At 60.8% G+C, this 22,987-nt stretch carries 22 protein-coding genes; 8 read left to right on the top strand and 14 right to left on the bottom strand.

Annotated features, from left to right (window positions below):
- The first annotated feature begins 102 nt into the window (after nucleotides 1-102).
- Nucleotides 103-921 (top strand): pyruvate, water dikinase regulatory protein, encoded by an 819-nt coding sequence (locus AAEO81_RS14430; protein WP_341964256.1) that lies wholly within the window; start codon nucleotides 103-105, stop codon nucleotides 919-921.
- Nucleotides 922-1,059: 138 nt separating this feature from the next.
- Here the strand turns inward: AAEO81_RS14430 and prpF are convergent, their stop codons facing one another.
- The 5 genes from prpF to AAEO81_RS14405 all read right to left on the bottom strand — a co-directional run bounded on the left by prpF (nucleotide 1,060) and on the right by AAEO81_RS14405 (nucleotide 8,008).
- A complete protein-coding gene (gene prpF / locus AAEO81_RS14425) occupies nucleotides 1,060-2,250 on the bottom strand; it encodes a 2-methylaconitate cis-trans isomerase PrpF (RefSeq protein WP_341964255.1) in 1,191 nt (396 codons plus the stop codon).
- Between the two features lie 58 nt (nucleotides 2,251-2,308).
- A complete protein-coding gene (gene acnD / locus AAEO81_RS14420) occupies nucleotides 2,309-4,903 on the bottom strand; it encodes a Fe/S-dependent 2-methylisocitrate dehydratase AcnD (RefSeq protein WP_341964254.1) in 2,595 nt (864 codons plus the stop codon).
- 196 nt (nucleotides 4,904-5,099) lie between these two features.
- Nucleotides 5,100-6,227, bottom strand: coding sequence for a 2-methylcitrate synthase (prpC, locus tag AAEO81_RS14415; protein ID WP_341964253.1), 1,128 nt, complete (start codon nucleotides 6,225-6,227; stop codon nucleotides 5,100-5,102).
- Between the two features lie 171 nt (nucleotides 6,228-6,398).
- Nucleotides 6,399-7,289 (bottom strand): methylisocitrate lyase, encoded by an 891-nt coding sequence (prpB, locus tag AAEO81_RS14410; RefSeq protein ID WP_341964252.1) that lies wholly within the window; start codon nucleotides 7,287-7,289, stop codon nucleotides 6,399-6,401.
- Nucleotides 7,286-8,008, bottom strand: a complete 723-nt coding sequence (locus AAEO81_RS14405) for a GntR family transcriptional regulator (RefSeq protein WP_341964251.1) — start codon at nucleotides 8,006-8,008, stop codon at nucleotides 7,286-7,288. The genes prpB and AAEO81_RS14405 overlap by 4 nt, the downstream gene beginning before the upstream one ends.
- 363 nt (nucleotides 8,009-8,371) lie before the next feature.
- Here AAEO81_RS14405 and AAEO81_RS14400 point away from each other — a divergent pair, with 363 nt between their 5' ends.
- The 5 genes from AAEO81_RS14400 (at nucleotide 8,372) to AAEO81_RS14380 (ending at nucleotide 13,857) form a co-directional block, all read left to right on the top strand.
- Complete coding sequence (locus tag AAEO81_RS14400) at nucleotides 8,372-8,851, top strand: ATP-dependent zinc protease (RefSeq protein WP_256665204.1); 480 nt, start codon at nucleotides 8,372-8,374, stop codon at nucleotides 8,849-8,851.
- Nucleotides 8,852-8,855: 4 nt separating this feature from the next.
- Nucleotides 8,856-10,406: an inactive transglutaminase family protein gene (locus tag AAEO81_RS14395; protein ID WP_341964250.1), complete on the top strand. Its 1,551-nt coding sequence runs from the start codon at nucleotides 8,856-8,858 to the stop codon at nucleotides 10,404-10,406.
- Nucleotides 10,406-11,374, top strand: a complete 969-nt coding sequence (locus AAEO81_RS14390) for an alpha-L-glutamate ligase-like protein (RefSeq protein ID WP_341964533.1) — start codon at nucleotides 10,406-10,408, stop codon at nucleotides 11,372-11,374. The genes AAEO81_RS14395 and AAEO81_RS14390 overlap by 1 nt, the downstream gene beginning before the upstream one ends.
- A 235-nt stretch (nucleotides 11,375-11,609) precedes the next feature.
- A complete protein-coding gene (gene pabB, locus AAEO81_RS14385) occupies nucleotides 11,610-12,953 on the top strand; it encodes an aminodeoxychorismate synthase component I (protein WP_341964249.1) in 1,344 nt (447 codons plus the stop codon).
- A 160-nt stretch (nucleotides 12,954-13,113) separates the two neighbouring features.
- The gene (locus AAEO81_RS14380) at nucleotides 13,114-13,857 is read left to right on the top strand and encodes a phosphoadenylyl-sulfate reductase (protein ID WP_341964248.1); all 744 of its coding nucleotides are present in this window, start codon (nucleotides 13,114-13,116) and stop codon (nucleotides 13,855-13,857) included.
- A 150-nt stretch (nucleotides 13,858-14,007) separates the two neighbouring features.
- Here AAEO81_RS14380 and cysB read toward each other — a convergent pair whose 3' ends face one another.
- The 5 genes from cysB to AAEO81_RS14355 form a co-directional block, all read right to left on the bottom strand.
- Nucleotides 14,008-14,982, bottom strand: a complete 975-nt coding sequence (gene cysB / locus AAEO81_RS14375; RefSeq protein WP_081566102.1) for an HTH-type transcriptional regulator CysB — start codon at nucleotides 14,980-14,982, stop codon at nucleotides 14,008-14,010.
- 151 nt (nucleotides 14,983-15,133) lie between these two features.
- Nucleotides 15,134-15,628 (bottom strand): universal stress protein, encoded by a 495-nt coding sequence (locus AAEO81_RS14370; RefSeq protein ID WP_166595473.1) that lies wholly within the window; start codon nucleotides 15,626-15,628, stop codon nucleotides 15,134-15,136.
- 96 nt (nucleotides 15,629-15,724) lie between these two features.
- The gene (locus tag AAEO81_RS14365; protein WP_341964247.1) at nucleotides 15,725-16,645 is read right to left on the bottom strand and encodes a 5'-nucleotidase; all 921 of its coding nucleotides are present in this window, start codon (nucleotides 16,643-16,645) and stop codon (nucleotides 15,725-15,727) included.
- 66 nt (nucleotides 16,646-16,711) lie between these two features.
- Nucleotides 16,712-17,668, bottom strand: a complete 957-nt coding sequence (locus AAEO81_RS14360) for a putative 2-dehydropantoate 2-reductase (RefSeq protein ID WP_341964246.1) — start codon at nucleotides 17,666-17,668, stop codon at nucleotides 16,712-16,714.
- Nucleotides 17,669-17,720: 52 nt separating this feature from the next.
- Nucleotides 17,721-18,056 carry a thioredoxin family protein gene (locus tag AAEO81_RS14355; RefSeq protein ID WP_341964245.1) on the bottom strand — a complete coding sequence of 112 codons (336 nt, stop codon included), beginning with the start codon at nucleotides 18,054-18,056 and terminating at the stop codon, nucleotides 17,721-17,723.
- A 213-nt stretch (nucleotides 18,057-18,269) separates the two neighbouring features.
- On the opposite strand from AAEO81_RS14355, the gene AAEO81_RS14350 reads away from it, so the two are divergent.
- The gene (locus tag AAEO81_RS14350) at nucleotides 18,270-19,346 is read left to right on the top strand and encodes a 3-deoxy-7-phosphoheptulonate synthase (RefSeq protein WP_166595470.1); all 1,077 of its coding nucleotides are present in this window, start codon (nucleotides 18,270-18,272) and stop codon (nucleotides 19,344-19,346) included.
- A gap of 72 nt (nucleotides 19,347-19,418) precedes the next feature.
- On the opposite strand, the gene AAEO81_RS14345 is transcribed toward AAEO81_RS14350, so the two are convergent.
- Nucleotides 19,419-19,700, bottom strand: a complete 282-nt coding sequence (locus AAEO81_RS14345) for a GNAT family N-acetyltransferase (RefSeq protein ID WP_166595469.1) — start codon at nucleotides 19,698-19,700, stop codon at nucleotides 19,419-19,421.
- A gap of 787 nt (nucleotides 19,701-20,487) precedes the next feature.
- On the opposite strand from AAEO81_RS14345, the gene oprI reads away from it, so the two are divergent.
- Nucleotides 20,488-20,739: an outer membrane lipoprotei OprI gene (oprI, locus tag AAEO81_RS14340; protein WP_003199355.1), complete on the top strand. Its 252-nt coding sequence runs from the start codon at nucleotides 20,488-20,490 to the stop codon at nucleotides 20,737-20,739.
- 161 nt (nucleotides 20,740-20,900) lie between these two features.
- Here oprI and AAEO81_RS14335 read toward each other — a convergent pair whose 3' ends face one another.
- The 3 genes from AAEO81_RS14335 to AAEO81_RS14325 all read right to left on the bottom strand — a co-directional run bounded on the left by AAEO81_RS14335 (nucleotide 20,901) and on the right by AAEO81_RS14325 (nucleotide 22,986).
- On the bottom strand, nucleotides 20,901-21,869 hold the full coding sequence (locus AAEO81_RS14335; protein ID WP_341964242.1) for a L,D-transpeptidase family protein: 969 nt from the start codon (nucleotides 21,867-21,869) through the stop codon (nucleotides 20,901-20,903).
- 103 nt (nucleotides 21,870-21,972) lie between these two features.
- Nucleotides 21,973-22,266: a hypothetical protein gene (locus AAEO81_RS14330; protein ID WP_166595467.1), complete on the bottom strand. Its 294-nt coding sequence runs from the start codon at nucleotides 22,264-22,266 to the stop codon at nucleotides 21,973-21,975.
- Between the two features lie 114 nt (nucleotides 22,267-22,380).
- On the bottom strand, nucleotides 22,381-22,986 hold the full coding sequence (locus AAEO81_RS14325; protein ID WP_341964241.1) for an arylesterase: 606 nt from the start codon (nucleotides 22,984-22,986) through the stop codon (nucleotides 22,381-22,383).
- Nucleotide 22,987 lies beyond the last annotated feature (1 nt).

The raw sequence follows: 22,987 nt of genomic DNA, 5'->3' as shown, positions 1-22,987 counted from the left end.
TGTGGTCTGGACCCTGAAAATAGTTAGAATGCGGCCAGTGAAGGCACGCAAGCCCGCCTATCATATCCAAGAATCGTCACCAGCTTAAGGCCCAAGGCGCAAATGAAACGATCCGCTTTCTTTATCTCCGACGGCACCGGCATCACTGCCGAAACCCTTGGCCAGAGCCTGCTAGCGCAATTTGAAAACATTACGTTCAACAAGTTCACGCGCCCCTACATCGACAGCGTCGAGAAAGCCCGGGCCATGGTCGCGCAAATCAACAAGGCGGCCGAGAAGGACGAGGTCCGTCCGATCATCTTCGACACCATCGTCAACCAGGACATTCGCGAGATCCTGGCGACGTCCGACGGGTTCATGATCGACATCTTCTCGACCTTCCTGGCCCCGCTGGAGCAGGAGCTTAGTTCACACTCTTCCTACTCGGTGGGCAAATCGCACTCCATCGGCCACAACTCCAACTACATGGAGCGGATCGAGGCGGTGAACTTCGCGCTGGACAACGACGACGGCGCCCGCACCCATTACTACGACAAGGCCGACATCATTCTGGTGGGGGTTTCGCGCTGCGGGAAGACGCCTACCTGTCTATACATGGCCATGCAATTCGGCATCCGCGCGGCCAACTATCCGCTGACCGAAGACGACATGGAGCGGCTGACCCTCCCTGCCGCACTGAAACAGCACCGGGCCAAACTGTTCGGCCTGACCATCGACCCGGACCGCCTCACCGCCATTCGCCACGAGCGCAAGCCCAACAGCCGCTATTCGAGCTTTGCCCAATGCGAGTTCGAGGTGCGGGAAGTCGAGAATCTGTTCCGCAAGGAGAACATTCCCAACATCAACTCCACGCACTTTTCGGTGGAAGAAATCTCCGCGAAAGTCTTGGTGGAGAAAGGAGTGGAGCGGCGTTTCAAGTAGATCGCGACCACCATCATGACGTTCAGACGGCTGTAGGAGTGAGCTTGCTCGCGATCGCGGTGGGCCATGGACGTCAACACTGACTGACACTTCGCAATCGCGAGCAAGCTCACTCCTACAGAAGAAGGGCGTGCGAGGCTAGAAACAATCGCCCGGCACGCGCACCCAGCCCTCCATCAGCACCCGCGCGCTGCGGCTCATGATGGCTTTTTTGACCGACCATTCCCCACTGACGACTTCAGCCTCAGCCCCCACTCGCAACGTGCCGGACGGGTGCCCGAACCGGACAGCGCTGCGTTCGCCACCGCCCGCCGCGAGGTTCACCAGCGTCCCAGGAATCGCCGCCGCCGTGCCAATGGCCACCGCCGCCGTCCCCATCATGGCGTGGTGCAGCTTGCCCATGGACATGGCCCGGACCAGCAAATCCGTGTCGTCCACCGATACGCGCTTGCCGCTGGACGATACGTACTCGCTCGGTTTTGCGACAAAAGCGACCTTGGGGGTGTGCTGACGTTTGGCGGCGTCTTCGACGTTGGCGATCAAGCCCATGCGCACGGCCCCGTAGGCCCGGATCGTTTCAAAGCGGGCGAGCGCCTGCGGATCGCTGTTGATGGCGTCCTGCAGCTCGGTGCCGGTGTAGCCGATGTCGCTGGCATTGACGAAAATCGTCGGGATGCCCGCGTTGATCAGGGTCGCCTTGAACGTGCCAACACCCGGCACTTCCAGATCGTCCACCAGATTGCCAGTGGGGAACATCGCCCCCCCCGCGCCCTCTTCCTCTGCCGCCGGGTCCATGAACTCCAACTGCACTTCTGCGGCGGGAAAGGTCACGCCATCCAGTTCGAAGTCGCCGGTTTCCTGCACCGCACCATCGGTGATCGGCACGTGGGCGATGATGGTCTTGCCGATGTTCGCCTGCCAGATGCGCACCACCGCCACGCCATTTTGCGGCACCCGACTGGCATCAATCAAACCATTGCTGATCGCGAACGGACCGACCGCCGCTGACAGGTTGCCGCAGTTGCCGCTCCAGTCCACGAACGGCGTGTCGATGGACACTTGACCGAACAGGTAATCGACGTCGTGATCAGCCTTGATGCTTTTCGAAAGGATTACGGTCTTGCTGGTGCTCGACGTCGCGCCGCCCATGCCGTCGATCTGTTTGGCGTAAGGATCGGGGCTGCCGATGACGCGCAGCAGCAGCGCGTCGCGGGCCGGGCCTGGCACCTGCGCCGCTTCGGGCAGGTCTTGCAAGCGGAAGAACACGCCTTTGCTGGTGCCGCCGCGCATGTAGGTCGCGGGGATTTTGATTTGTGCGGTATGAGCCATGAAATCGCTTTCCTTTATAGAAGCCTGGGCGCGACCCACAGGTCGCGCCCAGAGGTCGTCACGCCACTGCGGACGATTCGAGGAAGTCCTGGGCAAAGCGCTGCAATACGCCGCCTGCCTCGTAGATCGACGCTTCTTCGCCGGTATCGAGTCGGCAGGTGACCGGCACTTCCACGCGCTCGCCATTCTTGCGCTGGATCACCAGCATCAGCGTGGCCCGTGGCGTACGCTCGCCGATCACGTCGAAGGTTTCGGTGCCGTCGATGCCCAGGGTGGTGCGGTTGGTACCGGGTTTGAACTCCAGCGGCAGCACGCCCATGCCCACCAGATTGGTGCGGTGAATGCGCTCGAAGCCTTCGGCGACGATGGCCTCGACGCCCGCCAGACGCACGCCTTTCGCTGCCCAATCGCGGGACGAACCCTGACCGTAGTCGGCCCCCGCGATAATGATCAGCGGCTGCTTGCGGTCCATGTAGGTCTCGATCGCCTCCCACATGCGGGTCACCTGGCCTTCCGGCTCGATCCGCGCCAGCGAACCCTGCTTGACCTTGCCGTTTTCCTGGACCATTTCGTTGAACAGTTTCGGGTTGGCGAACGTCGCCCGCTGGGCCGTCAAGTGGTCACCCCGGTGCGTGGCGTAGGAGTTGAAGTCTTCTTCCGGCAGGCCCATGCGCGCCAGGTATTCGCCCGCCGCGCTGTCGAGCATGATCGCGTTGGACGGCGACAGGTGATCGGTGGTGATGTTGTCCGGCAACACGGCCAGCGGACGCATGCCCTTGAGCGTGCGCTCCCCGGCCAGCGCCCCTTCCCAGTACGGTGGACGACGAATGTAGGTGCTCGCCGGGCGCCAGTTGTACAGCGGATCGACTTTGGGGCCGGTGTCCTCATGGATGGCGAACATCGGGATGTAGACCTGACGGAACTGCTCCGGCTTGACCGACGCCTTGACCACCGCGTCGATTTCCTCGTCGCTCGGCCAGATGTCTTTCAGGCGGATGTCTTCACCGTTGGCGCCCACGCCCAGCACATCCTTCTCGATGTCGAAGCGGATGGTGCCCGCAATGGCGTAGGCCACCACCAGTGGCGGCGAGGCGAGAAAGGCCTGTTTGGCGTAGGGATGGATGCGCCCGTCGAAGTTGCGGTTGCCCGACAGCACGGCGGTGGCGTACAGGTCGCGGTCGATGATCTCCTGCTGGATCACCGGGTCCAGCGCGCCGGACATGCCGTTGCAGGTGGTGCAAGCGAAGGCCACAACGCCGAAACCCAGTTGTTCGAGTTCGGAGGTCAGACCCGCTTCGTCGAGATACAGCGCGACGGTTTTCGAGCCGGGTGCCAGCGAGGATTTGACCCACGGCTTGCGGGCCAGGCCGAGCTTGTTGGCGTTGCGCGCCAGTAGCCCCGCCGCGATGACGTTGCGCGGGTTGCTGGTGTTGGTGCAACTGGTGATGGCCGCAATGATCACCGCGCCATCCGGCATCAGGCCCGGGGTTTCCTCCCAGGCGCTGGCGATGCCTTTGGCCGCCAGATCGGAGGTCGCGACCCGCGCATGAGGATTCGAGGGGCCGGCCATGTTACGCACGACGCTGGACAGGTCGAAGCTCAGCACGCGCTCGTACTCCGCAGAGGCCAGGCTGTCGCCCCACAGGCCGGTGTGTCTGGCAAAGATTTCGACCAGCTTGACCTGCTGGTCGTCGCGCCCGGTCAGGGTCAGGTAATCGATGGTCTGCTGATCAATGGCGAACATCGCAGCGGTGGCACCGTATTCCGGGGCCATGTTGGAAATGGTCGCCCGGTCCCCCAGGGTCAGGGCACGAGCGCCTTCGCCGTAGAACTCCAGGTACGCGCCGACGACCTTCTGTTTGCGCAGGTATTCGGTCAGCGCCAGCACCACGTCGGTGGCGGTGATGCCTGGTTGCGGGCGACCTGTCAGCTCGACGCCGATGATGTCCGGCAGGCGCATCCACGAGGCGCGGCCCAGCATCACGTTCTCAGCTTCCAATCCGCCGACACCGATGGCGATCACGCCCAGCGCGTCGACGTGAGGGGTGTGGCTGTCGGTGCCCACGAGGGTGTCCGGGAACGCCACGCCATTCAGCGTCTGGATCACCGGCGACATCCGCTCCAGGTTGATCTGATGCATGATGCCGTTGCCCGGCGGGATCACTTCGACGTTCTTGAACGCCTGCTTGGTCCAGTTGATGAAGTGAAAACGGTCTTCGTTACGACGGTCTTCGATGGCGCGGTTCTTGTTGAACGCATCCGGGTCATACCCGCCGCATTCGACGGCCAGCGAGTGGTCCACGATCAACTGCACCGGCACCACCGGGTTGACTTGCGCCGGGTCGCCGCCCATGTCGGCGATGGCGTCGCGCAGACCAGCGAGGTCGACCAGCGCGGTCTGGCCGAGGATGTCGTGGCAGACTACGCGGGCCGGAAACCAGGGGAAGTCGAGGTCGCGCTTGCGTTCGATCAGTTGCGTCAGCGAGGCCTTGAGGGTCGCCGGGTCGCAGCGGCGCACCAGGTTTTCCGCCAAAACACGAGAGGTGTACGGCAGTGTGGCGTAGGCCCCCGGCTTGATCCCATCGACAGCCGCGCGGGCGTCGAAGTAATCCAGCGAAGTGCCGGGCAGCGGTTTGCGGAATTCAGTGTTCATCGTCGGGACTCGGTCACGGTTTGTTTCAAGAGGCAGGCCCGCCGAATCCGGACACCCACCGCCCTTGTAGGAGTGAGCTTGCTCGCGATGGCATTTTCCCAGGCGACGGAGATGTCACCTGATGAACGCCATCGCGAGCAAGCTCACTCCTACAGAGCCCGCGGTGTATCCAGATCCGGTACAGCCCTCCCACCACTCAGCGTTGTTCGATTGGCACGAACTTGCGCTGTTCGACGCCGATGTATTCGGCGCTCGGACGGATGATGCGGTTGTTGCCACGCTGTTCGAACACGTGAGAGGCCCAGCCCGTCAGGCGCGAACAGACGAAAATCGGCGTGAACAGCTTGGTCGGAATGCCCATGAAGTGGTACGCCGATGCGTGGTAGAAGTCGGCATTCGGGAAGAGCTTCTTCTGTTCCCACATGGTCTTGTCGATAGCTTCGGAAACCGGAAACAGCACGGTGTCTCCCACTTCATCGGCGAGCTTTTTCGACCAGCCCTTGATCACCTCGTTGCGCGGGTCGTTGTCCTTATAGATCGCGTGGCCGAAGCCCATGATCTTGTCCTTGCGCGCCAGCATGCCCAACGTGCCCTGAACCGCGTCTTCGGCAGACGAAAACTTCTCGATCATGTCCATCGCCGCTTCGTTGGCGCCGCCGTGCAACGGGCCGCGCAGGGTGCCGATGGCGGCGGTGATGCAGGAGAACAGGTCCGACAGGGTCGACGCACAGACCCGGGCGGTGAACGTCGAGGCGTTGAATTCGTGCTCTGCGTAGAGGATCAGCGACACGTCCATGACCTTGCGATGCAATTCGCTTGGGGTCTTGTCCAGCAGCAGCTTGAGGAAATGGCCGCCAATGGAAGGCTCGTCGGTTACGCAGTCGATGCGTTTGCCTTCGTGGCTGAAGCGGTACCAGTAGCACATGATCGCCGGAAATGCGGCGAGTAAGCGGTCAGTTGAATCGACCTGGTGTTCAAAGCTGGTTTCCGGTTCCAGGTTGCCGAGCATCGAGCAACCAGTGCGCATCACGTCCATCGGGTGGGCGTCGGCAGGGATGCGCTCCAGCACTTCTTTCAGCGCCTGGGGCAGATCGCGCAGCCCTTTGAGTTTGCTCAGGTAGCCGTCGAGCTGGCTCTGGGTCGGCAGCTCGCCGTACAGCAGCAGGTAGGCGACTTCTTCGAAACGGGCGTCGGCCGCCAATTCCCGTACGTCATAACCACGGTAGGTCAGACCGGCACCGGCCTGGCCCACGGTGGACAGGGCAGTCTGTCCGGCCACCTGGCCACGCAGGCCAGCGCCGCTCAATACTTTTCCTTCAGCCATTGCTCTCTCCAAATCTTGTCGTTTTAAGGGAATCGGCAATTCCGTTTTGATGACCACGTTCCCTTGTAGGAGTGAGCTTGCTCGCGATGGGGTCCCGGCAGGTTACATGGATGCCAACTGCACAACCGCCATCGCGAGCAAGCTCACTCCTACAGGAATGCGGACATGCATTCAGCCCTTCTTCTGCGCAAACAGTGCGTCCAGTTTCTGTTCGAAAGCGTGGTAATCGATGCGTTCATACAGCTCCATGCGGGTCTGCATGGTGTCGACCACATTTTTCTGCGTACCGTCGCGGCGGATCGCGGTGTAGACGTTTTCCGCCGCCTTGTTCATGGCCCGGAACGCCGACAGCGGATACAGCACCAGCGCCACTTCGGCGGAGGCCAGCTCGTCTGTAGTGAACAGCGGCGTAGCGCCGAATTCGGTAATGTTCGCCAGGATCGGCGCTTTCACGCGGGAGGCGAAGAGCTTGTACATCTCCAGTTCGGTGATGGCTTCCGGGAACACCATGTCAGCGCCCGCCTCGATGCACGCGGCGGCGCGATCCAGCGCCGATTCCAGGCCTTCGACGGCCAGCGCATCGGTGCGCGCCATGATCACGAAGCTGTCGTCGGTCCGCGCATCGACGGCGGCCTTGATGCGATCGACCATTTCCTGCTGCGAAACGATTTCCTTGCCCGGACGATGGCCGCAGCGCTTGGCGCCCACCTGATCCTCGATGTGCATAGCCGCCGCACCGAACTTGATCATCGACTTCACGGTACGCGCCACGTTGAACGCCGAGGCGCCGAAACCGGTGTCCACGTCAACCAGCAGCGGCAGGTCGCAGACGTCGGTGATGCGGCGCACGTCCGTCAACACATCATCCAGCCCGGTGATGCCCAGGTCCGGCACGCCCAGCGAGCCAGCGGCCACGCCGCCACCGGACAAGTAAATCGCCTTGAACCCGGCACGTTGCGCGAGCAGCGCGTGGTTGGCGTTGATCGCGCCTACCACCTGCAATGGATGCTCGTTCGCCACGGCAGCGCGGAAACGTTGGCCGGGAGTCGTTCTTGAAGTCATTGTTCACCTCGGGCAGTAGTCGCTTGATGAGCGTGTTCTTGATAACGCTGTTCGATGTTCCGTTTCGACGCGCCGATATGGCGACGCATCAACAGTTCGGCCAGTTCGCCATCACGGTCGGCGATGGCGTCCAGAATGCGGTGGTGTTCGGTGAAGGCATGGCGGGGGCGATTGGGCGTGGTCGAGAACTGAATGCGGTACATGCGCACCAGTTGATAGAGCTCGCCGCAGAGCATCTGGGTCAGCGTGCTGTTACGCGCGCCCTGAATGATCCGGTAATGGAAGTCGAAGTCGCCTTCTTGCTGGTAATAGCCGACACCCGCCTGATACGCCGGATCGCGCTCGTGGGTCTCCAGCACCCGGCGCAACTCATCGACTTCCTCGGCGGTCATGCGCTCAGCCGCCAGACGGCAGGCCATGCCTTCCAGCGATTCTCGGATTTCATAGAGTTCCACCAGCTCGGCATGGCTCAAGGACACGACGCGCGCGCCGACGTGAGGCACCCGCACCAACAGACGCTGACCTTCCAGGCGATGGATCGCTTCGCGCAACGGGCCACGGCTGATGCCGTACGTCCGGGCGAGTTCCGGCTCTGAAATCTTGCTGCCGGGGGCGATGTCGCCCTTGACGATGGCGGCCTGAATCCGGCGGAACACGTTTTCGGACAGCGTTTCCGAATCCACGGGACTGGCAATGTTTACTTCAGCGGCATCCAGCATTGTCGACACCTTTCATCTCAATGCCGCCAAAGCTATCGAAACAACCCCTATTCGTCAAAGACAATTTCAGGACTGTCGACAATCCGCTCATAACTCACAGGTATGAAGATTGCTCCTACGATCACTGTCGGCGCGCCCTTCGCTGGCGCCATAAAACCTTCATGCTAGAATGCCGACCGCATCTGCCCGTCGTCTCGGGCCACACGGACGCACCTGCTAGCCGCGGCCCGCAACACACTCACACCCCGAGCTGACGTCAAATCGCTCCTGTTTCCCCTCACCGCGCCAGGACCTATGAGCCGCCACCCTCTCCTCTTTCTTTTATGCCTGTACCTGCCGGGGCTGTTCCTGAGCGATCTGTGCATGGCGGCCGGCAAGACCGTTTATGGCCTGAACGAGTATGCCGAACTGGCGGGGATCGACCTGCAAGTGGCGGCGAAACTGGACACCGGCGCGAAAACCGCCTCCCTCAGTGCCCGCGACATCAAGCGTTTCAAGCGCGACGGCGAATCCTGGGTGCGCTTTTACCTGGCCATCGACGACGCCCACGAACACCCCATCGAACGGCCGCTCGCACGGCTCAGCAAGATCAAGCGCCGGGCGGGTGACGTCGACCCTGACGACGAAAAGAAATACACCTCACGCCCCGTCATCAGCCTCGACGTGTGCATGGGTAATGCATCGCGAACCATAGAAGTGAACTTGACCGACCGAAGTGCATTCCAATACCCGCTTCTGATTGGCTCCGAAGCCCTCAAGCACTTCGATGCGCTGGTCGATCCAAGCCTTAAATATGCAGCGGGCAAACCCGCCTGCATCACCGATGCTCAAACCGCAGAGTAATGACATGCGCTCTCTTACCCTCCATCTGAAAATCCTGATCGCGACCCTGGTCACCCTGGGCATCGCCATCACGGCTTATCAGATATTGGTGCTCGGCATCCCGGTGACCGAAGACGAAACCGACGACCTGTGGAACATCGACGCGAAGGTCGAATTCGTCGCCAACCCGAAAGACTCGGTCAAGGTGCAGATGTACGTTCCGCCGCTGTCGCGGGATTACATCAGCCTCAACGAAAGTTTTATCTCCAACAATTACGGCGTGAACGTCAACCGCGCCGACGGCAACCGCAAGGTCACCTGGTCCGCCCGCCGCGCCACCGGCAATCAGACGCTGTATTACCGGCTGGTGCTGACCAAGCGCTACAGCGGTGAGAAAGCCAAGGTCAAAGGCCCGATCTTCCGTGACAGCATTGCCGTGGAAGGCCCGGAAAAGATCGCCGCCGACGCCCTGCTCGCCCCCATTCGCCAACACTCGGCCGACGTCGAAACCTTCGTCAGCGAGGCCATTCGGCGTGTCAACAATCTGAGCGACGACAACGTCAAGCTGCTGCTGGCCGGTGACACGTCAGTCCAGAACAAGGCCCGCATCACCGAAATCCTGCTGTCGGTCGCCCACGTCCCGGTGGAAAAGGTCCACACCATTCGCCTGGTGGCCGATCAGCCGCAGATGCCGGAACTCTGGCTGCGCAGCTTCAACGGCAAGGACTGGCTGTATTTCAACCCGGAAACCGGTGAAGCCGGGCTGCCACAGGACCGCCTGTTGTGGTGGGTGGGGGATGACAACCTGATTACTGTCGAGGGCGGCAAAAAGGCCACCGTGAATTTCAGCCTGAACAACAGCGAGATGAACGCCATCCGCCTGGCCAAGCTGACCGACGAGAACACCGACGCCGACTTCCTCGAATACTCGCTCTACGGCCTGCCGCTGCAAACCCAGCAGACATTCATGATCATGGTGATGATCCCGATTGGCGTGCTGGTGATCCTGATCCTGCGCAACCTGATCGGCCTGCAGACACTCGGCACGTTTACGCCGGTGCTGATCGCACTGGCGTTTCGCGAGACGCAGCTGGGGTTCGGCATCGTGCTGTTCACGATCATCACGGCTCTGGGCCTTTCGCTGCGCTCCTACCTTGAACACCTGAAACTGCAAATGCTGCCCCGGTTGTCCGTGGTGCTGACGTTCGTTGTGGTGCTGATCGCCGCGATCAGCCTGCTGAGCCACAAGCTTGGCCTGGAACGCGGCCTGTCGGTTGCACTGTTCCCGATGGTGATTCTGACCATGACCATCGAACGGCTGTCGATCACCTGGGAAGAGCGCGGCGGGGGCCACGCCATGAAAGTCGCTATCGGCACGCTCTTCGCTGCGTCGCTGGCGCACATCATCATGAGCGTGCCGGAGTTCATCTACTTCGTATTCACCTTCCCGGCGATCTTGCTGATTCTGGTGGGCTTCATGCTGGCGATGGGTCGTTATCGCGGCTATCGCCTGACGGAACTGATCCGCTTCAAGGCCTTCATCAAGGAAGACGCCGAACGGGAAAACGCCAAATGATCGGCTGGTGGAAAACCTGGAAGGCCCTCGAAGCCAAAGGGATCATGGGCATCAACCGGCGTAACGCCGATTACGTGCTCAAGTACAACAAGCGCAGCCTGTACCCCATCGTCGATGACAAGATCATCACCAAGGAACGGGCTATCGCGGCCGGCATTCATGTGCCGGAAATGTACGGGATCATTTCCACCGAAAAGGAAATCAGCCGCCTCGACGACATCATTGGCGGTCGCGACGACTTCGTGATCAAACCTGCACAGGGGGCCGGGGGTGACGGCATTCTGGTGATTGCCGACCGTTTCGAGGGGCGTTTCCGGACCATTTCGGGGCGCATCATCAGTCGCGATGAAATCGAGCACCAGATTTCCAGCATCCTCACCGGCCTGTATTCCCTGGGTGGTCATCGCGACCGGGCGCTGATCGAATACCGAGTCACGCCGGACCCGATTTTCAAAAGCATCAGCTATGAAGGCGTGCCGGACATCCGCGTCATTGTGCTGATGGGCTATCCGGTGATGGCCATGCTGCGCCTGCCGACACGGCAGTCCGGCGGCAAGGCCAACCTGCACCAGGGCGCCATTGGCGTCGGTGTCGACCTCGCCACCGGCATGACCCTGCACGGCACCTGGCTGAACAACATCATCAGCAAACACCCTGACACCGCCAACGCCGTGGACGGGGTGCAACTGCCGAACTGGGACGGTTTCATGCATTTGGCCGCCGAATGCTATGAACTGTGCGGACTGGGTTACATCGGCGTGGACATGGTGCTGGACCAGGATCGCGGCCCGTTGATTCTCGAACTCAACGCCCGCCCCGGCCTGAACATCCAGATCGCCAACGACTGCGGCTTGACCCATCGCACCCTGGCCGTGGAACAACGACTGGAAGCGTTGGTGGCTGAGGGGCGGCATGACAGCCCTCAAGAACGCGTGAAGTTCGTGCAGGAATTGTTCGGGCACGTTTGACGGCAACCGATGACATTCTGCGGAAGTGATTTCCTGTGGGAGCGAATTCATTCGCGATGGTGTTCCAGCCGACACACTGCATCGCCTGATCGACTTTCGCGGATAAATTCGCCCCTAAAGGTTGATCGCCGCCATGACAACGGCGCGCACTCATCCAATTCCGACACCCCCCTAGGAGCCAGATCACCGGAGGACTACAATCGCCGTCCGCGTGCCACGACTGTTTTCTGTTCTCATGCCAATCTGTTCCGTACACCCGCTTGCCTATCACGTTAACCCGGCCGGGTACTTTTCTCTCGTTCGCCACGCCCCCGGTGCCGTACTGCTCGACAGCGGGCGTCCCGAAGCGGATCGCGGCCGGTTCGACATCCTGAGTGCCTGGCCCGTCGAAACCCTTTCGCCAGAAATGGACGAAAGTGGAACGGCGTTTCTTCAACGCTTGCGCGACAGACTCGCCGCGCTTGGCGAGGCACAGTTGCCGGAAAACAGTCCATTGCCATTCGCGGGCGGACTGATCGGTTATCTGGCCTACGATTTTGGTCGTTTGCTGGAGCCTTTGCCGAGCCTGGCGGTCGATGACCTTTATTTACCGTCGGCGCGCTTGGGTCTCTACGGCTGGGCATTGATCAGCGATCACCAGCAAAGCACCAGCCAACTGGTGTTTCACCCTTCATTGAACGCGGAAGAACGCCAGCGTCTGATCGACCTGTTCGAACAGCCATCGGCCAACGACCATGCCACCTTTCGACTGACCCGCCCGTTCAACGCCGACACCAGCGCCGACCAATATCAGCAGGCCATCGCCAACATTCACGCGTACATCGAGGCCGGGGATTGCTACCAGGTGAACTTTGCCCAGCGTTTCCGCGCCCCGTACCGCGGCGATCCCTGGGCCGCCTATCAAGCACTGCGCGTCGCCTGCCCTACCCCATTCGCCGGTTACCTGAGCCTGCCCGAAGGAAGCGCGGTGCTGAGCCTGTCCCCTGAGCGCTTCGTCAAGGTCAGTCAGCGCCAGGTTGAAACCCGGCCCATCAAAGGCACGAGGCCTCGGGGCAAGGACGCGGCCCAAGACAAGGCCTACGCCGACGAATTGCTGGCCAGCCCGAAGGACCGTGCTGAAAACCTGATGATCGTTGACCTGCTGCGTAACGATCTGGGGCGCACCTGCCGCATTGGTTCAGTGCGGGTGCCGGAGTTGTTCAGCCTCGAAAGCTACCCGAACGTGCACCACTTGGTGAGCGCGGTCACTGGCGAGCTGGCGGACGACCGGGACGCGCTGGACCTGATTGGCGGCAGTTTCCCTGGAGGTTCGATTACCGGTGCACCGAAGATTCGCTCGATGCAGATCATTGATGAGCTGGAGCCGACCCGTCGGGCGCTGTATTGCGGATCACTGCTGTACCTCGACGTTCGCGGCGAGATGGACAGCTCCATCGCCATCCGCAGCCTGCTGGCGCAAGATGGCCAGGTCGCCTGCTGGGGCGGCGGCGGCATCGTGGCCGACTCGGATTGGGAGGCCGAATATCAGGAATCCATGACCAAGGTGCGGGTCCTGCTCCAGACCCTGGAAACACTGTGACTCAGCGCCGCCGAAGCCACGCCGACGTCTATCACAGCGTACGACCCAATGTGCAGAGGGCGGCGCAAACACAGGTTTCAGGCCATTGCGCGGTGCTTTTTGGTAACATTCGCGCCATCAAGAGCGCCCTAGCGCCACTCCCTGATCAGGAAACCGCCCGATGAGCCATCCGTTCGACGTCGCCGATATCGCCGCGACCTACGCCAACAAGTCCGCCCAGGACATTCTCAAATTCGCCTTCCAGCATTTCGGTGACGAGCTGTGGATTTCCTTCAGCGGCGCGGAAGACGTGGTGCTGGTGGACATGGCGTGGAAGATCAATAAGAACGTCAAAGTATTCAGCCTCGACACCGGTCGCCTGCACCCAGAGACCTACCGTTTCATCGATCAGGTACGCGAGCAGTACAACATCGCCATCGACATCGTGTCGCCGGACCGGGAAAAACTGGAGCCGTTCGTCAAGGAAAAGGGCCTGTTCAGCTTCTATAAAGACGGCCATGGCGAATGCTGCGGCGTGCGCAAGATCGAGCCGCTGCGCCGCAAACTGACCGACGTCAAGGCCTGGGCCACCGGCCAGCGTCGCGACCAAAGCCCGAGCACGCGCAACAGCGTGGCGGTGGTGGAAATCGACAGCGCCTTCTCCACCCCTGAGCGCCCGCTCTACAAATTCAACCCGCTGGCACAGATGAGCAGCGCGGACATCTGGAACTACATCCGCATGCTCGAACTGCCGTACAACAGCCTGCACGAGCGCGGCTTCATCAGCATCGGCTGCGAACCGTGCACCCGCCCTGTCCTGCCGAATCAGCACGAACGCGAAGGGCGTTGGTGGTGGGAAGAAGCAACGCAGAAAGAATGCGGGTTGCATTCCGGCAACCTTATCAAGAGCAGCCGCGAGGGTTGAGCTGCAAGCTGCAAGCAAAAGCCAGACCTCACTGAAGCCACTTTTCTTTGCAATCTGAGGTTAACGCTGTTTCTAAAGCCCCAAGAAAAAAGCAGCCCTCACTCGGACTGCTTTCTCTTGTAGCTTGAAGCTCGCAGCTTGACGCTGCCCTCAATGCTCGGGAAGCACGACCCCTTCAAACAGCTCTTCCAGCTCTTGCTTGTTGTGGCACTGGATCGCCTTGGCCATGACGTCGCGCGTCAGGTGTGGGGCGAACTTTTCGATGAAGTCGCACATGAAGCCGCGCAGGAACGTGCCGCGACGGAAGCCGATCTTGGTGATGCTGGCTTCGAACAGTTCGCTGGCGTCGAGCACGACCAGGTCGCTGTCCAGTTTCGGGTCGACGGCCATTTTGGCGACGATCCCGACACCCAGGCCCAAGCGAACGTAGGTTTTGATCACGTCGGCGTCGGCGGCGGTGAACACCACCTTCGGCGTCAGGCCGCGATGGCTGAAGGCTTCGTCGAGCTTGGAACGGCCAGTGAAACCGAACACGTAGGTCACGATCGGGTATTCGGCGAGGATTTCCAGGGTCAGCTTCGGCAGTTTGGTCAGCGGGTGGCCTTGCGGCACGACCACGCAGCGGTTCCACGTGTAGCACGGCATCATCACCAGATCGCCGAACAGCTCAAGCGCTTCGGTAGCAATGGCGAAATCAACGGTGCCGTCAGCGGCCATCTCGGCGATCTGCATCGGCGAACCCTGGTGCATGTGCAGCGCGACATCCGGGTATTGCTTGATGAAATTGCTGATCACCGGCGGCAAGGCGTATCGCGCCTGGGTGTGGGTGGTGGCGATGGACAGCGTGCCTTTCTTCTCGTTGGAGAACTCCTGAGCGATCTGCTTGATGCTCTCGACCTTGCGCAGAATCTCGCCTGCGGTGGTGATGATCCGTTCCCCGGCCGGGGTCACGCGAGTCAGGTGCTTGCCGCTGCGGGCAAAAACCTCGACCCCCAATTCATCTTCCAGCAACCGGATCTGCTTACTGATGCCCGGTTGCGATGTGTACAAGCTCTGCGCCGTCGCCGAGACGTTGAGGTCGTGGTGCGCCACTTCCCAGATGTAGCGCAATTGTTGAAGCTTCATATGTATCCCTCAAAGCCGGAAGACGCCACGGGCATCAGCGACGGTATATAACTGGATTAATGGTCCCAAAGGCAAAGCTAGAACTTTTTATCACTTTTATTCAGTAATGGCACGCTGCTTTTGCATTGGCGCGACGAATTTCACGCCGCACTCATCTCCCCGAGCGGTTTTGCAGCATGGGCACCATGTACACCGGCACTTCGGACAGTTGCAGCACCCGCGCCGCCGTGCGCCCGATCGGTGTGTCCCCCTCAGCCCCGTGGCTATGGCTGCCCACCACCAGCAGATCGACTTCCAGGCGCTGTGCCTGTTCGAGGATGACGTTGGACGGATCGCCTTGCACCACCCGCACACTGTGAATCAACGCCAGGTCCTGATTATCTTCCCCCAGTTCGTCACGAAACCCGGCCAGCACCCGTAGCTCGATGCCCTCGATCACAGAGTTGACGCCTTCGCTGTGCAATTCCCGGAGCACGTCCTCAGCGAGGTAGCTTTGCAGAACGGACTCGGCGAACAGCCCCATGGGCTCAACGACGTGAATCACGTGCAACTCAGCCTCAAACGTTCGCGCCAGGGACAAGGCGTGTTGCAGGACGTAGGGCGCGTAAAGACCGAGATCCGTGGCATACAGCATCGAGCGAATCATGTGACCTCCAGGCGACCATGACAGGTGGAGACATGATTCAGCGTAGCAGCGCATGAGAAATTCGACCGGTTCTATACAGCTTTCCGGTCTAAAGGTTCACGGTTTTAGCTCATTGCTGATGCCGTGAGGCACGTGGCCAGTGGCGACCACCTCCCTCGCCTTCTCGCAATGGCCCGGCTGGTCGTCGAAGAACACATCGGCGGCGAAGGCTTCCAGAAAGGCCGCTTTTTCCAGCCCGCCCAGAAACAGTGATTCGTCCAGGCGGATGTCCCACTCGCGAAGGGTGCGGATGACCCGCTCATGGGCGGGGGCCGACCGGGCCGTGACCAGTGCCGTGCGAATCGGGCAGGACTCTTCGGGAAATTCCCGCTGCAACAGATTCAAGGCGGCCAGAAAGGGCTTGAAGGGACCGCCAGGCAGCGGCAAACGCGCCGCCTCGCGCTCGCTGGCCTGAAACGCTTGCAGCCCACCCGACTGATAAATGCGCTCGGACTCGTCGGAAAACAGCACGGCATCGCCGTCGAACGCGATCCGCAGTTCGGCACTGGCAGCGCGTCGGGCACCGCCGGACAGAATGGTTGCAGCGGCAAATCCCGCGTCGAGTGCGCTGCGCACGTCCTCGGCGTGGGTCGAAAGAAACAGGTGGCTGCCAAAGGCCGCCAGATAGGGAAACGGGCTGCGACCGCCGACAAACGCGGCCCGCGAGATGTCCAGCCCGTAATGCTGAATGGAGTTGAAGACGCGCAAGCCGGTGTCGGCACTGTTACGCGACACCAGCACCACCTCGACCCGGGATTGCGTCAGGCGGGTATTGAGGCTCAGGAGTTTCTCGACGAGCCGGAAGGCATCGCCAGGCTCCAGCACTTCGTCTTCGTGATCGATCTGGTACTTGCGATACGCGGCGACCCCGTCGGTCATGTAGATCGCATGGCTTTCCCGAAGGTCGAACAGCGCCCGCGAAGAAATCGCCAGGACCAGCTTGTTGCCCGCGTTTTTCAGCGTCAGATCGGTGGTCATCGTGTTCCCCAAGCGTGATCGAAGGTTACCCAGTGTTTAGCCTGATCGAAACCAGGCAAAAATGGCCTATCGGTTGGCGCGGTCAATGAAGCCTAGCGCGTGATACAGCGCCCGAATCTTCGGCATGTCGCACCCTGCCGCCAACGCCGCAGCCAGCGGGTTGGCGTAGATCGCGTCCAGCTCCAGCGGGCGTTTCTCGATGAAATCGTGGTACATGCTCGGGCGATAATCCGGCATCCCGCCTGTCACGTTGAACAACTGCTGCGCGTAACCTTCCGGCAACACATGACCACAGGCCCGAGCCCCCTCGACCACCTCGTCCATCAGCCCCTGAATCAGCACGCGGCTGTCGGGATCGGCCATCAATGGGGTGGTGCTTGCGTTGAGCAAGACCGACAACCCGTTGTACGGCACGTTCCAGACCAGTTTCTGCCAGCGGGCCTTGTGCAGATTGTCCATGGGCACCGACTCGATCCCGGCAGCGTGAAACAGCGCTGCGCCGTCTTGCACGATAGCGAGGCTGGCTTTAGCGTCGGGCGCTGGACCGCTGTGATAGCCGATGTTGACGGCGCCGAACGCCTGGTGAGCGATCTGGCCCGGTGCCGTGCGATGAACGCAGATGAAACACAGGCCGCCTAGCAGGTGCAGACTGTCCGGGAGCGCGGCCCGTAAGTCTTCTTCAACCCCAAGGCCGTTTTGCAGCATCAGCACCTTGGCGCCAGGTGCCGCCGCCTCGATAATCGCCGGTGCAACGCCGTGAGTGCCGGTGCTCTTTGCGCCCACCAGAAGCCAGTCGCAAGGCGGCATGTCGGCGGCCGAGGAATAGGCTTGAACGTTGTCCAGCGTCAGGTGGCCGTGCACTTGGCTGTCTATGCGCAGGCCGTTTGCTGACACCGCGCTGAATTCGCTGCGCAGTAAAAAATGCACATCGAAACCGGCGCGGGCCAGCATCACGCCGTAGAAACCGCCGATGGCGCCGGTGCCGATGATCCCGATGCGGGGCTTTTGTGTGGTTTCGCTCATGCTTTCCTCGTCGATGGCTACATGTTCATGACTGCTTCTGTCCGTGACTCACTCAGGGCAGATCGCCCGGTGCCTGCGCCAGCGCCTGTTCGAGACCGGCAACGATGGCGTCCAGGGACAACGTGACACGCAACGTCCCGTAAAACTCGCCGTCGCGGATGACGAACAGCGTCGGCAGATGAAAAACGCCGTAACGCTGCACGGCCCCACCGTTTTCTTCCGCGTCGATCCAGCACAGCCGGTCGATGGGCAGTGACAGTTCAGGTAGGTGATGCCGCGCCCAGCGGCAGCTGGAGCAGCCGATGCTGGTGAAGATCAATAAAGAGACGCCGGGCAATGCCAGCAGTTGCTGATCGACGTCAAAATCCGTCAGTTGCAGTTGATCCACGCCGATGTCCCCCAGGTCTGCCGCACACTATATCCGCACCCGCGTGCCCCTTTCCAAACTTCCGGCCCACAATCCCGGAACCGTTGGACAAAAGCCTCGTTTACCCATTGTCGAAGTACGGGTTAACGCGCTAAGGTTCCGCTCCCCCTGCCCTCAATACTGCCGGGCCCGCCACACTTGGCGCCTGGCACCGTGACCCTGATGAGTAACACGATGGCTGATTTACCGATTGACGACCTCAACGTTGCCTCCAACGAGACACTGATCACTCCGGATCAGCTCAAACGCGAAATTCCCCTCACCCCTGCTGCGCAGGCGACCGTGAGCAAGGGCCGCGAAGTTATCCGCAACATTCTCGATGGCAAGGACCACCGCCTGTTCATCGTGATCGGGCCGTGCTCGATCCATGACATCAAGGCGGCTCACGAATACGCCGAGCGCCTGAAGGCTCTGTCGGCCGAGCTGTCCGACACCCTGTATCTGGTGATGCGCGTGTATTTCGAAAAGCCGCGCACCACCGTCGGCTGGAAAGGCCTGATCAACGACCCGTACCTGGACGACTCCTTCAAGATTCAGGACGGTCTGCACATCGGCCGTCAGCTGTTGCTGGACCTGGCCGAGAAAGGCCTGCCGACCGCAACCGAAGCGCTGGACCCGATCTCCCCGCAATACCTGCAGGACCTGATCAGCTGGTCGGCCATCGGCGCCCGCACCACCGAATCCCAGACGCACCGCGAAATGGCCTCGGGCCTGTCCTCGGCTGTGGGCTTCAAGAACGGCACCGACGGCGGCCTGACCGTGGCGATCAACGCGCTGCAGTCGGTCTCCAGCCCGCACCGTTTCCTGGGCATCAACCAGGAAGGTGGCGTGTCCATCGTCACCACCAAAGGCAACGCCTACGGCCACGTGGTATTGCGCGGCGGCAACGGCAAGCCGAACTATGACTCGGTCAGCGTCGCGCTGTGTGAACAAGCGCTGAACAAGGCGAAGATCAAGCCGAACATCATGGTCGATGCCAGCCACGCCAACTCCAACAAAGACCCGGCGCTGCAACCGCTGGTCATGGAAAACGTCGCCAACCAGATTCTGGAAGGCAACGAGTCGATCATCGGCCTGATGGTGGAAAGCCACTTGAAATGGGGCGCGCAGTCGATTCCAAAAGACCTCGCGGACCTGGAATACGGCGTGTCGATCACCGACGCGTGTATCGACTGGGAAACCACCGAGAAGACCCTGCGCAGCATGCATGCCAAGCTCAAGGACGTGTTGCCGAACCGTAAGCGCGGCTGATCCGAAGGCCGAAAACGACAACGCCGAGCATTTGCTCGGCGTTTTCTATTGCAGCTGTGTTTTTTAGACCGGTCAGATCTTCGCGGCCTGACGCTGGTTGCGTTCCATATAGCGCTCGACATAAGAGCACGATGGAATGACGGTGTAACCGTTGCTCTCGGCATAATCGAGCGCGACTTCGGTCAACGCCGCAGCGATACCCCGCCCCCGCAATGCGTTCGGCACGAACGTACGATAAATGTCCAGGGTCTGTTTCCCCAGATCCATGTACGTCAGATAAGCGCGGTGACCGTCGATGTTGATTTCGAACTGGTGACCGGTCTTGTCATGGTGTATGGACAACGCCTCGCTCATCACTACTCCTCGCGGGTCTTAAAATTTGACCCCTACCTTACCCATGTTTGTCCGGCGAAGGAACTATCAGGCGGGTGAAACCTACTGCGCTCAACAATACGGCGTTAAAAAACGGCGGGAAATGCTCATTTAGAACCTAGAGTCGGTCGCGACCCCGGCCGTTTCCCGCCGTTTTTTGCCTTGTCTTGTCTTCGCTCGCTACGGTTTCAAACCGCCTGATCCGCCACCCCGTGCCTGATTTGGACACCGAGAAGGCTTTGGCTTCTCAAACAAATGAGCACCCCCAGATAGTAGGCTCGATTGCTGAATCCGCTCAAGGAAATGGGGAGAATATGCACTGCCGCACATCTGACACCACTCGGGTTGAACCTGACGCCGCCGACGAATGTCCATTGAGACGCTAACGGTGCGCTTGAGTCACTTAAAGCACGTCAGAACAAGCACTCTTGCCAATCATCGTCTATACAAAAAAGGCTGAGAGGCGCGGGATTCCGAACGGGCGTCATGTTGTTCCAGGGTAACCAGCCCTGTTTGACGCGCATGAACGTACGCCGATTCGAGGGTTTTAACCGGTCTCACCCACGACCGTAATCGTCTGACGGTGAAGGATTTTTTGCGTATAAAAAGCGTGAGGAGTTGCACGGAACACGTTCAAACCAAAGAATTTTATGCGGTTCTTGCGCATAGTCCGTTTACTTACTACAAACAATGGGTAGTATGTACGCCGGTCATTTTCTCATTTTCGAGAGATGACTAATTTTGATAGAAGTCCTTTAAGGGGAACACGATGAACAACGTTCTGAAATTCTCTGCTCTGGCCCTGGCCGCAGTTCTGGCTACCGGTTGCAGCAGCGCATCCAAAGAAACTGAAGCTCGTCTGACTGCAACTGAAGACGCAGCCGCTCGCTCCCAAGCCCGTGCTGACGAAGCCTACCGCAAGGCTGATGAAGCTCTGGCTGCTGCTCAAAAAGCTCAGCAAACTGCTGACGAAGCCAACGAGCGCGCTCTGCGCATGCTCGACAAGGCAAGCCGCAAGTAATAGTCCCTCGGGATTATTGATAAGCCGGTCCGGTTTCGGATCGGCTTTTTTGTTGCCTGACGTCCCTTGAGGCGCCCTCACCGGCGATGTTTCAGGCAATAAAAAACCCGTTCACCCTGCCTCGCGAGGCCCGGTGAACGGGTATCAGAGACCGCTCCGGTTTACTGCATGGTCACCGGCGCAGGGCTCACCGCAGGGGTTGCTACGCCCGGCACCGCGATCTCGACCGGCATGCCATCTTCTGCCGCCACCACGTCACGCACCGAATCCCACTGAATCCGCAGGTTGTTGGCCAGGTCTTCGCGCTTGAGCAAGGCATTGATCACGGCCGTGTGCTTGTCGACCACCGACGGATTACCGCTCTCATCCAGCGGCGTGTGCGCTTCCAGATAGACCTTGCCACCGCTGATGCCGAACTTGTACGGCTCGTTCATGATGCGCACGGTGGTCCCGACCGGCACCATGTCCGCCATCTCCAGCACGTTGTTGTTGTACATACGGAAGCAGCCGTGGCTGGTGCGCATGCCGATGCCGAACTTCTTGTTCGACCCGTGGATCAGGTAACCCGGCAAGCCCAGACCGAACTTGAACGGCCCCAGCGGGTTGTCCGGGCCGGCCGGCACGACGTTGGGCAGGATGTCGCCGTCGGCGGCGTGTTCGGCCTTGACCGACGCCGGTGGGGTCCAGGTCGGGTTCGGGGTTTTGGCGGTGACTTTGGTGGTCGACACCGGCGAGCCCCAGCCCTCGCGGCCAATACCCAGCGGGAAGGTGTACACGACGTTCCGGCCTTTCGGGTAGTAGTACAAACGGTACTCGGCCAGGTTGATGACGATGCCTTCACGCGGGCCGGGCGGCAGGATGAAGCGGGTCGGCAGGATCACCTGAGTGCCCGCGCCCGGCAGCCACGCATCGACGCCAGGGTTGGCGGCGATCATTTCCAGATAGCCCAGATCGTACTTCGTGCCGAGGTCGGCGAAGGTGTCTTCGTACTTGGCGGTGACGGTTTGCACCTGGCCGATGATGTCTTCACCGGGCGGCGGCAACGGAAACTCCAGAGCGGAGACAGGGCCGGCCGCACACAGTGCAGCAAGCGACAGACAGCGGGCGAAAGCTGGAATGCGCGACAACATCCGGGAAGTCCTTGGATAAACGGGAGGCTTGAATGGCCGCGATTGTACACCCACCCCACGGCCTTCGGGAGTAGGCGCGACGGTGTGCAACATGAAGCGAAATTTAGAGTGTCTGGTCCAGCTCGGGCCAGATCGGGTGCCAGCCCCGGCGTTGGGCGTCGATGATCGCCCGGCACAGGGGGCATAGACGTTCGTCCTGGTAGATGCCCTGCTGGACGTCGGACCAGCGCGGCTGCGCCGGGAGCAAAGTGCCGCAGAGGGTACGGTCGGCGGAACCGGCCAGCTCCAGTTGCCGGGCGACCAGGTGCACACGCACTTCCTGGCACGCGAACAGGTCGAGTTGCTCATCGGGTTCGATCAGTTGATAGGCAAACAGGGACCAGGCAGGGCGGCGCATCGGGGGGCTCCGAATCGGGGGCGCCACATTAGCCGAAAGGCCTCGTCCGGAAAAGGGCTGGAGGCCTTTAATTTTGGCGGATGCGGGTTGATTTTCGAGGTGGGCCTGAGCCCACTACAAAAGCGGCTTCAACTCTGCCCAGACGTTGTCCAGCAACCGCGGCTGCGCATTCGCCGCCGGGTGCAGCCCATCGGCCTGAGTAAACTCCGGCACTCCGCCCACGCCTTCCAGCATGAACGGCACCAGCGCCACTTTCTTCTCGGTCGCGAGATTGCCGTACACCGCCTTGAACGCTTCGGTGTAACGCGCCCCGTAATTCGGCGGAATCTGCATACCCAACAGCAGCACTTTCGCCCCGGCAGCCCGGGAACTGTCGATCATTGACGAAAGATTCTGTTGCAATTGCGCCGGTGGCTGCCCGCGCAGGCCGTCGTTGCCGCCCAGTTCGAGAATCACCAGGTCAGGTTTGTGCTGCGCAAGCAGCGCCGGCAGCCGCGCCTGGCCCCCGGCGCTGGTGTCGCCGCTGACCGACGCGTTCACCACCTTATCTGTGTAGCCCTGCTCTGCCAGGCGCTTTTCCAGCAGGCTGACCCAACCCACACGGGTATCCAGGCCGAAAGCCGCGCTGATACTATCCCCCACGATCAGCACCGTGCCTGCCATCGCTCCTTGAGACAACAGCAGCAACCCCAGGCCAGCACTTAAAAACCACGCACGCATC

The organism is Pseudomonas sp. RC10, from assembly GCF_038397775.1.
GTDB classification, from domain to species: Bacteria; Pseudomonadota; Gammaproteobacteria; order Pseudomonadales; family Pseudomonadaceae; genus Aquipseudomonas; species Aquipseudomonas bambusae.
The sequence above is the reverse complement of the archived record's forward strand: the minus strand, read 5'-3'. Positions and strand labels throughout refer to the sequence as shown.

Coding starts and splice junctions, on each gene's coding strand:
- AAEO81_RS14430 (WP_341964256.1), top strand. CDS start 103: ATGAAACGATCCGCTTTCTTTATCTCCGACGGCACCGGCATCACTGCC.
- prpF (WP_341964255.1), bottom strand. CDS start 2,250: ATGGCTCATACCGCACAAATCAAAATCCCCGCGACCTACATGCGCGGC.
- acnD (WP_341964254.1), bottom strand. CDS start 4,903: ATGAACACTGAATTCCGCAAACCGCTGCCCGGCACTTCGCTGGATTAC.
- prpC (WP_341964253.1), bottom strand. CDS start 6,227: ATGGCTGAAGGAAAAGTATTGAGCGGCGCTGGCCTGCGTGGCCAGGTG.
- prpB (WP_341964252.1), bottom strand. CDS start 7,289: ATGACTTCAAGAACGACTCCCGGCCAACGTTTCCGCGCTGCCGTGGCG.
- AAEO81_RS14405 (WP_341964251.1), bottom strand. CDS start 8,008: ATGCTGGATGCCGCTGAAGTAAACATTGCCAGTCCCGTGGATTCGGAA.
- AAEO81_RS14400 (WP_256665204.1), top strand. CDS start 8,372: ATGGCGGCCGGCAAGACCGTTTATGGCCTGAACGAGTATGCCGAACTG.
- AAEO81_RS14395 (WP_341964250.1), top strand. CDS start 8,856: ATGCGCTCTCTTACCCTCCATCTGAAAATCCTGATCGCGACCCTGGTC.
- pabB (WP_341964249.1), top strand. CDS start 11,610: ATGCCAATCTGTTCCGTACACCCGCTTGCCTATCACGTTAACCCGGCC.
- AAEO81_RS14380 (WP_341964248.1), top strand. CDS start 13,114: ATGAGCCATCCGTTCGACGTCGCCGATATCGCCGCGACCTACGCCAAC.
- cysB (WP_081566102.1), bottom strand. CDS start 14,982: ATGAAGCTTCAACAATTGCGCTACATCTGGGAAGTGGCGCACCACGAC.
- AAEO81_RS14370 (WP_166595473.1), bottom strand. CDS start 15,628: ATGATTCGCTCGATGCTGTATGCCACGGATCTCGGTCTTTACGCGCCC.
- AAEO81_RS14365 (WP_341964247.1), bottom strand. CDS start 16,645: ATGACCACCGATCTGACGCTGAAAAACGCGGGCAACAAGCTGGTCCTG.
- AAEO81_RS14360 (WP_341964246.1), bottom strand. CDS start 17,668: ATGAGCGAAACCACACAAAAGCCCCGCATCGGGATCATCGGCACCGGC.
- AAEO81_RS14350 (WP_166595470.1), top strand. CDS start 18,270: ATGGCTGATTTACCGATTGACGACCTCAACGTTGCCTCCAACGAGACA.
- AAEO81_RS14345 (WP_166595469.1), bottom strand. CDS start 19,700: ATGAGCGAGGCGTTGTCCATACACCATGACAAGACCGGTCACCAGTTC.
- oprI (WP_003199355.1), top strand. CDS start 20,488: ATGAACAACGTTCTGAAATTCTCTGCTCTGGCCCTGGCCGCAGTTCTG.
- AAEO81_RS14335 (WP_341964242.1), bottom strand. CDS start 21,869: ATGTTGTCGCGCATTCCAGCTTTCGCCCGCTGTCTGTCGCTTGCTGCA.
- AAEO81_RS14330 (WP_166595467.1), bottom strand. CDS start 22,266: ATGCGCCGCCCTGCCTGGTCCCTGTTTGCCTATCAACTGATCGAACCC.
- AAEO81_RS14325 (WP_341964241.1), bottom strand. CDS start 22,986: ATGCGTGCGTGGTTTTTAAGTGCTGGCCTGGGGTTGCTGCTGTTGTCT.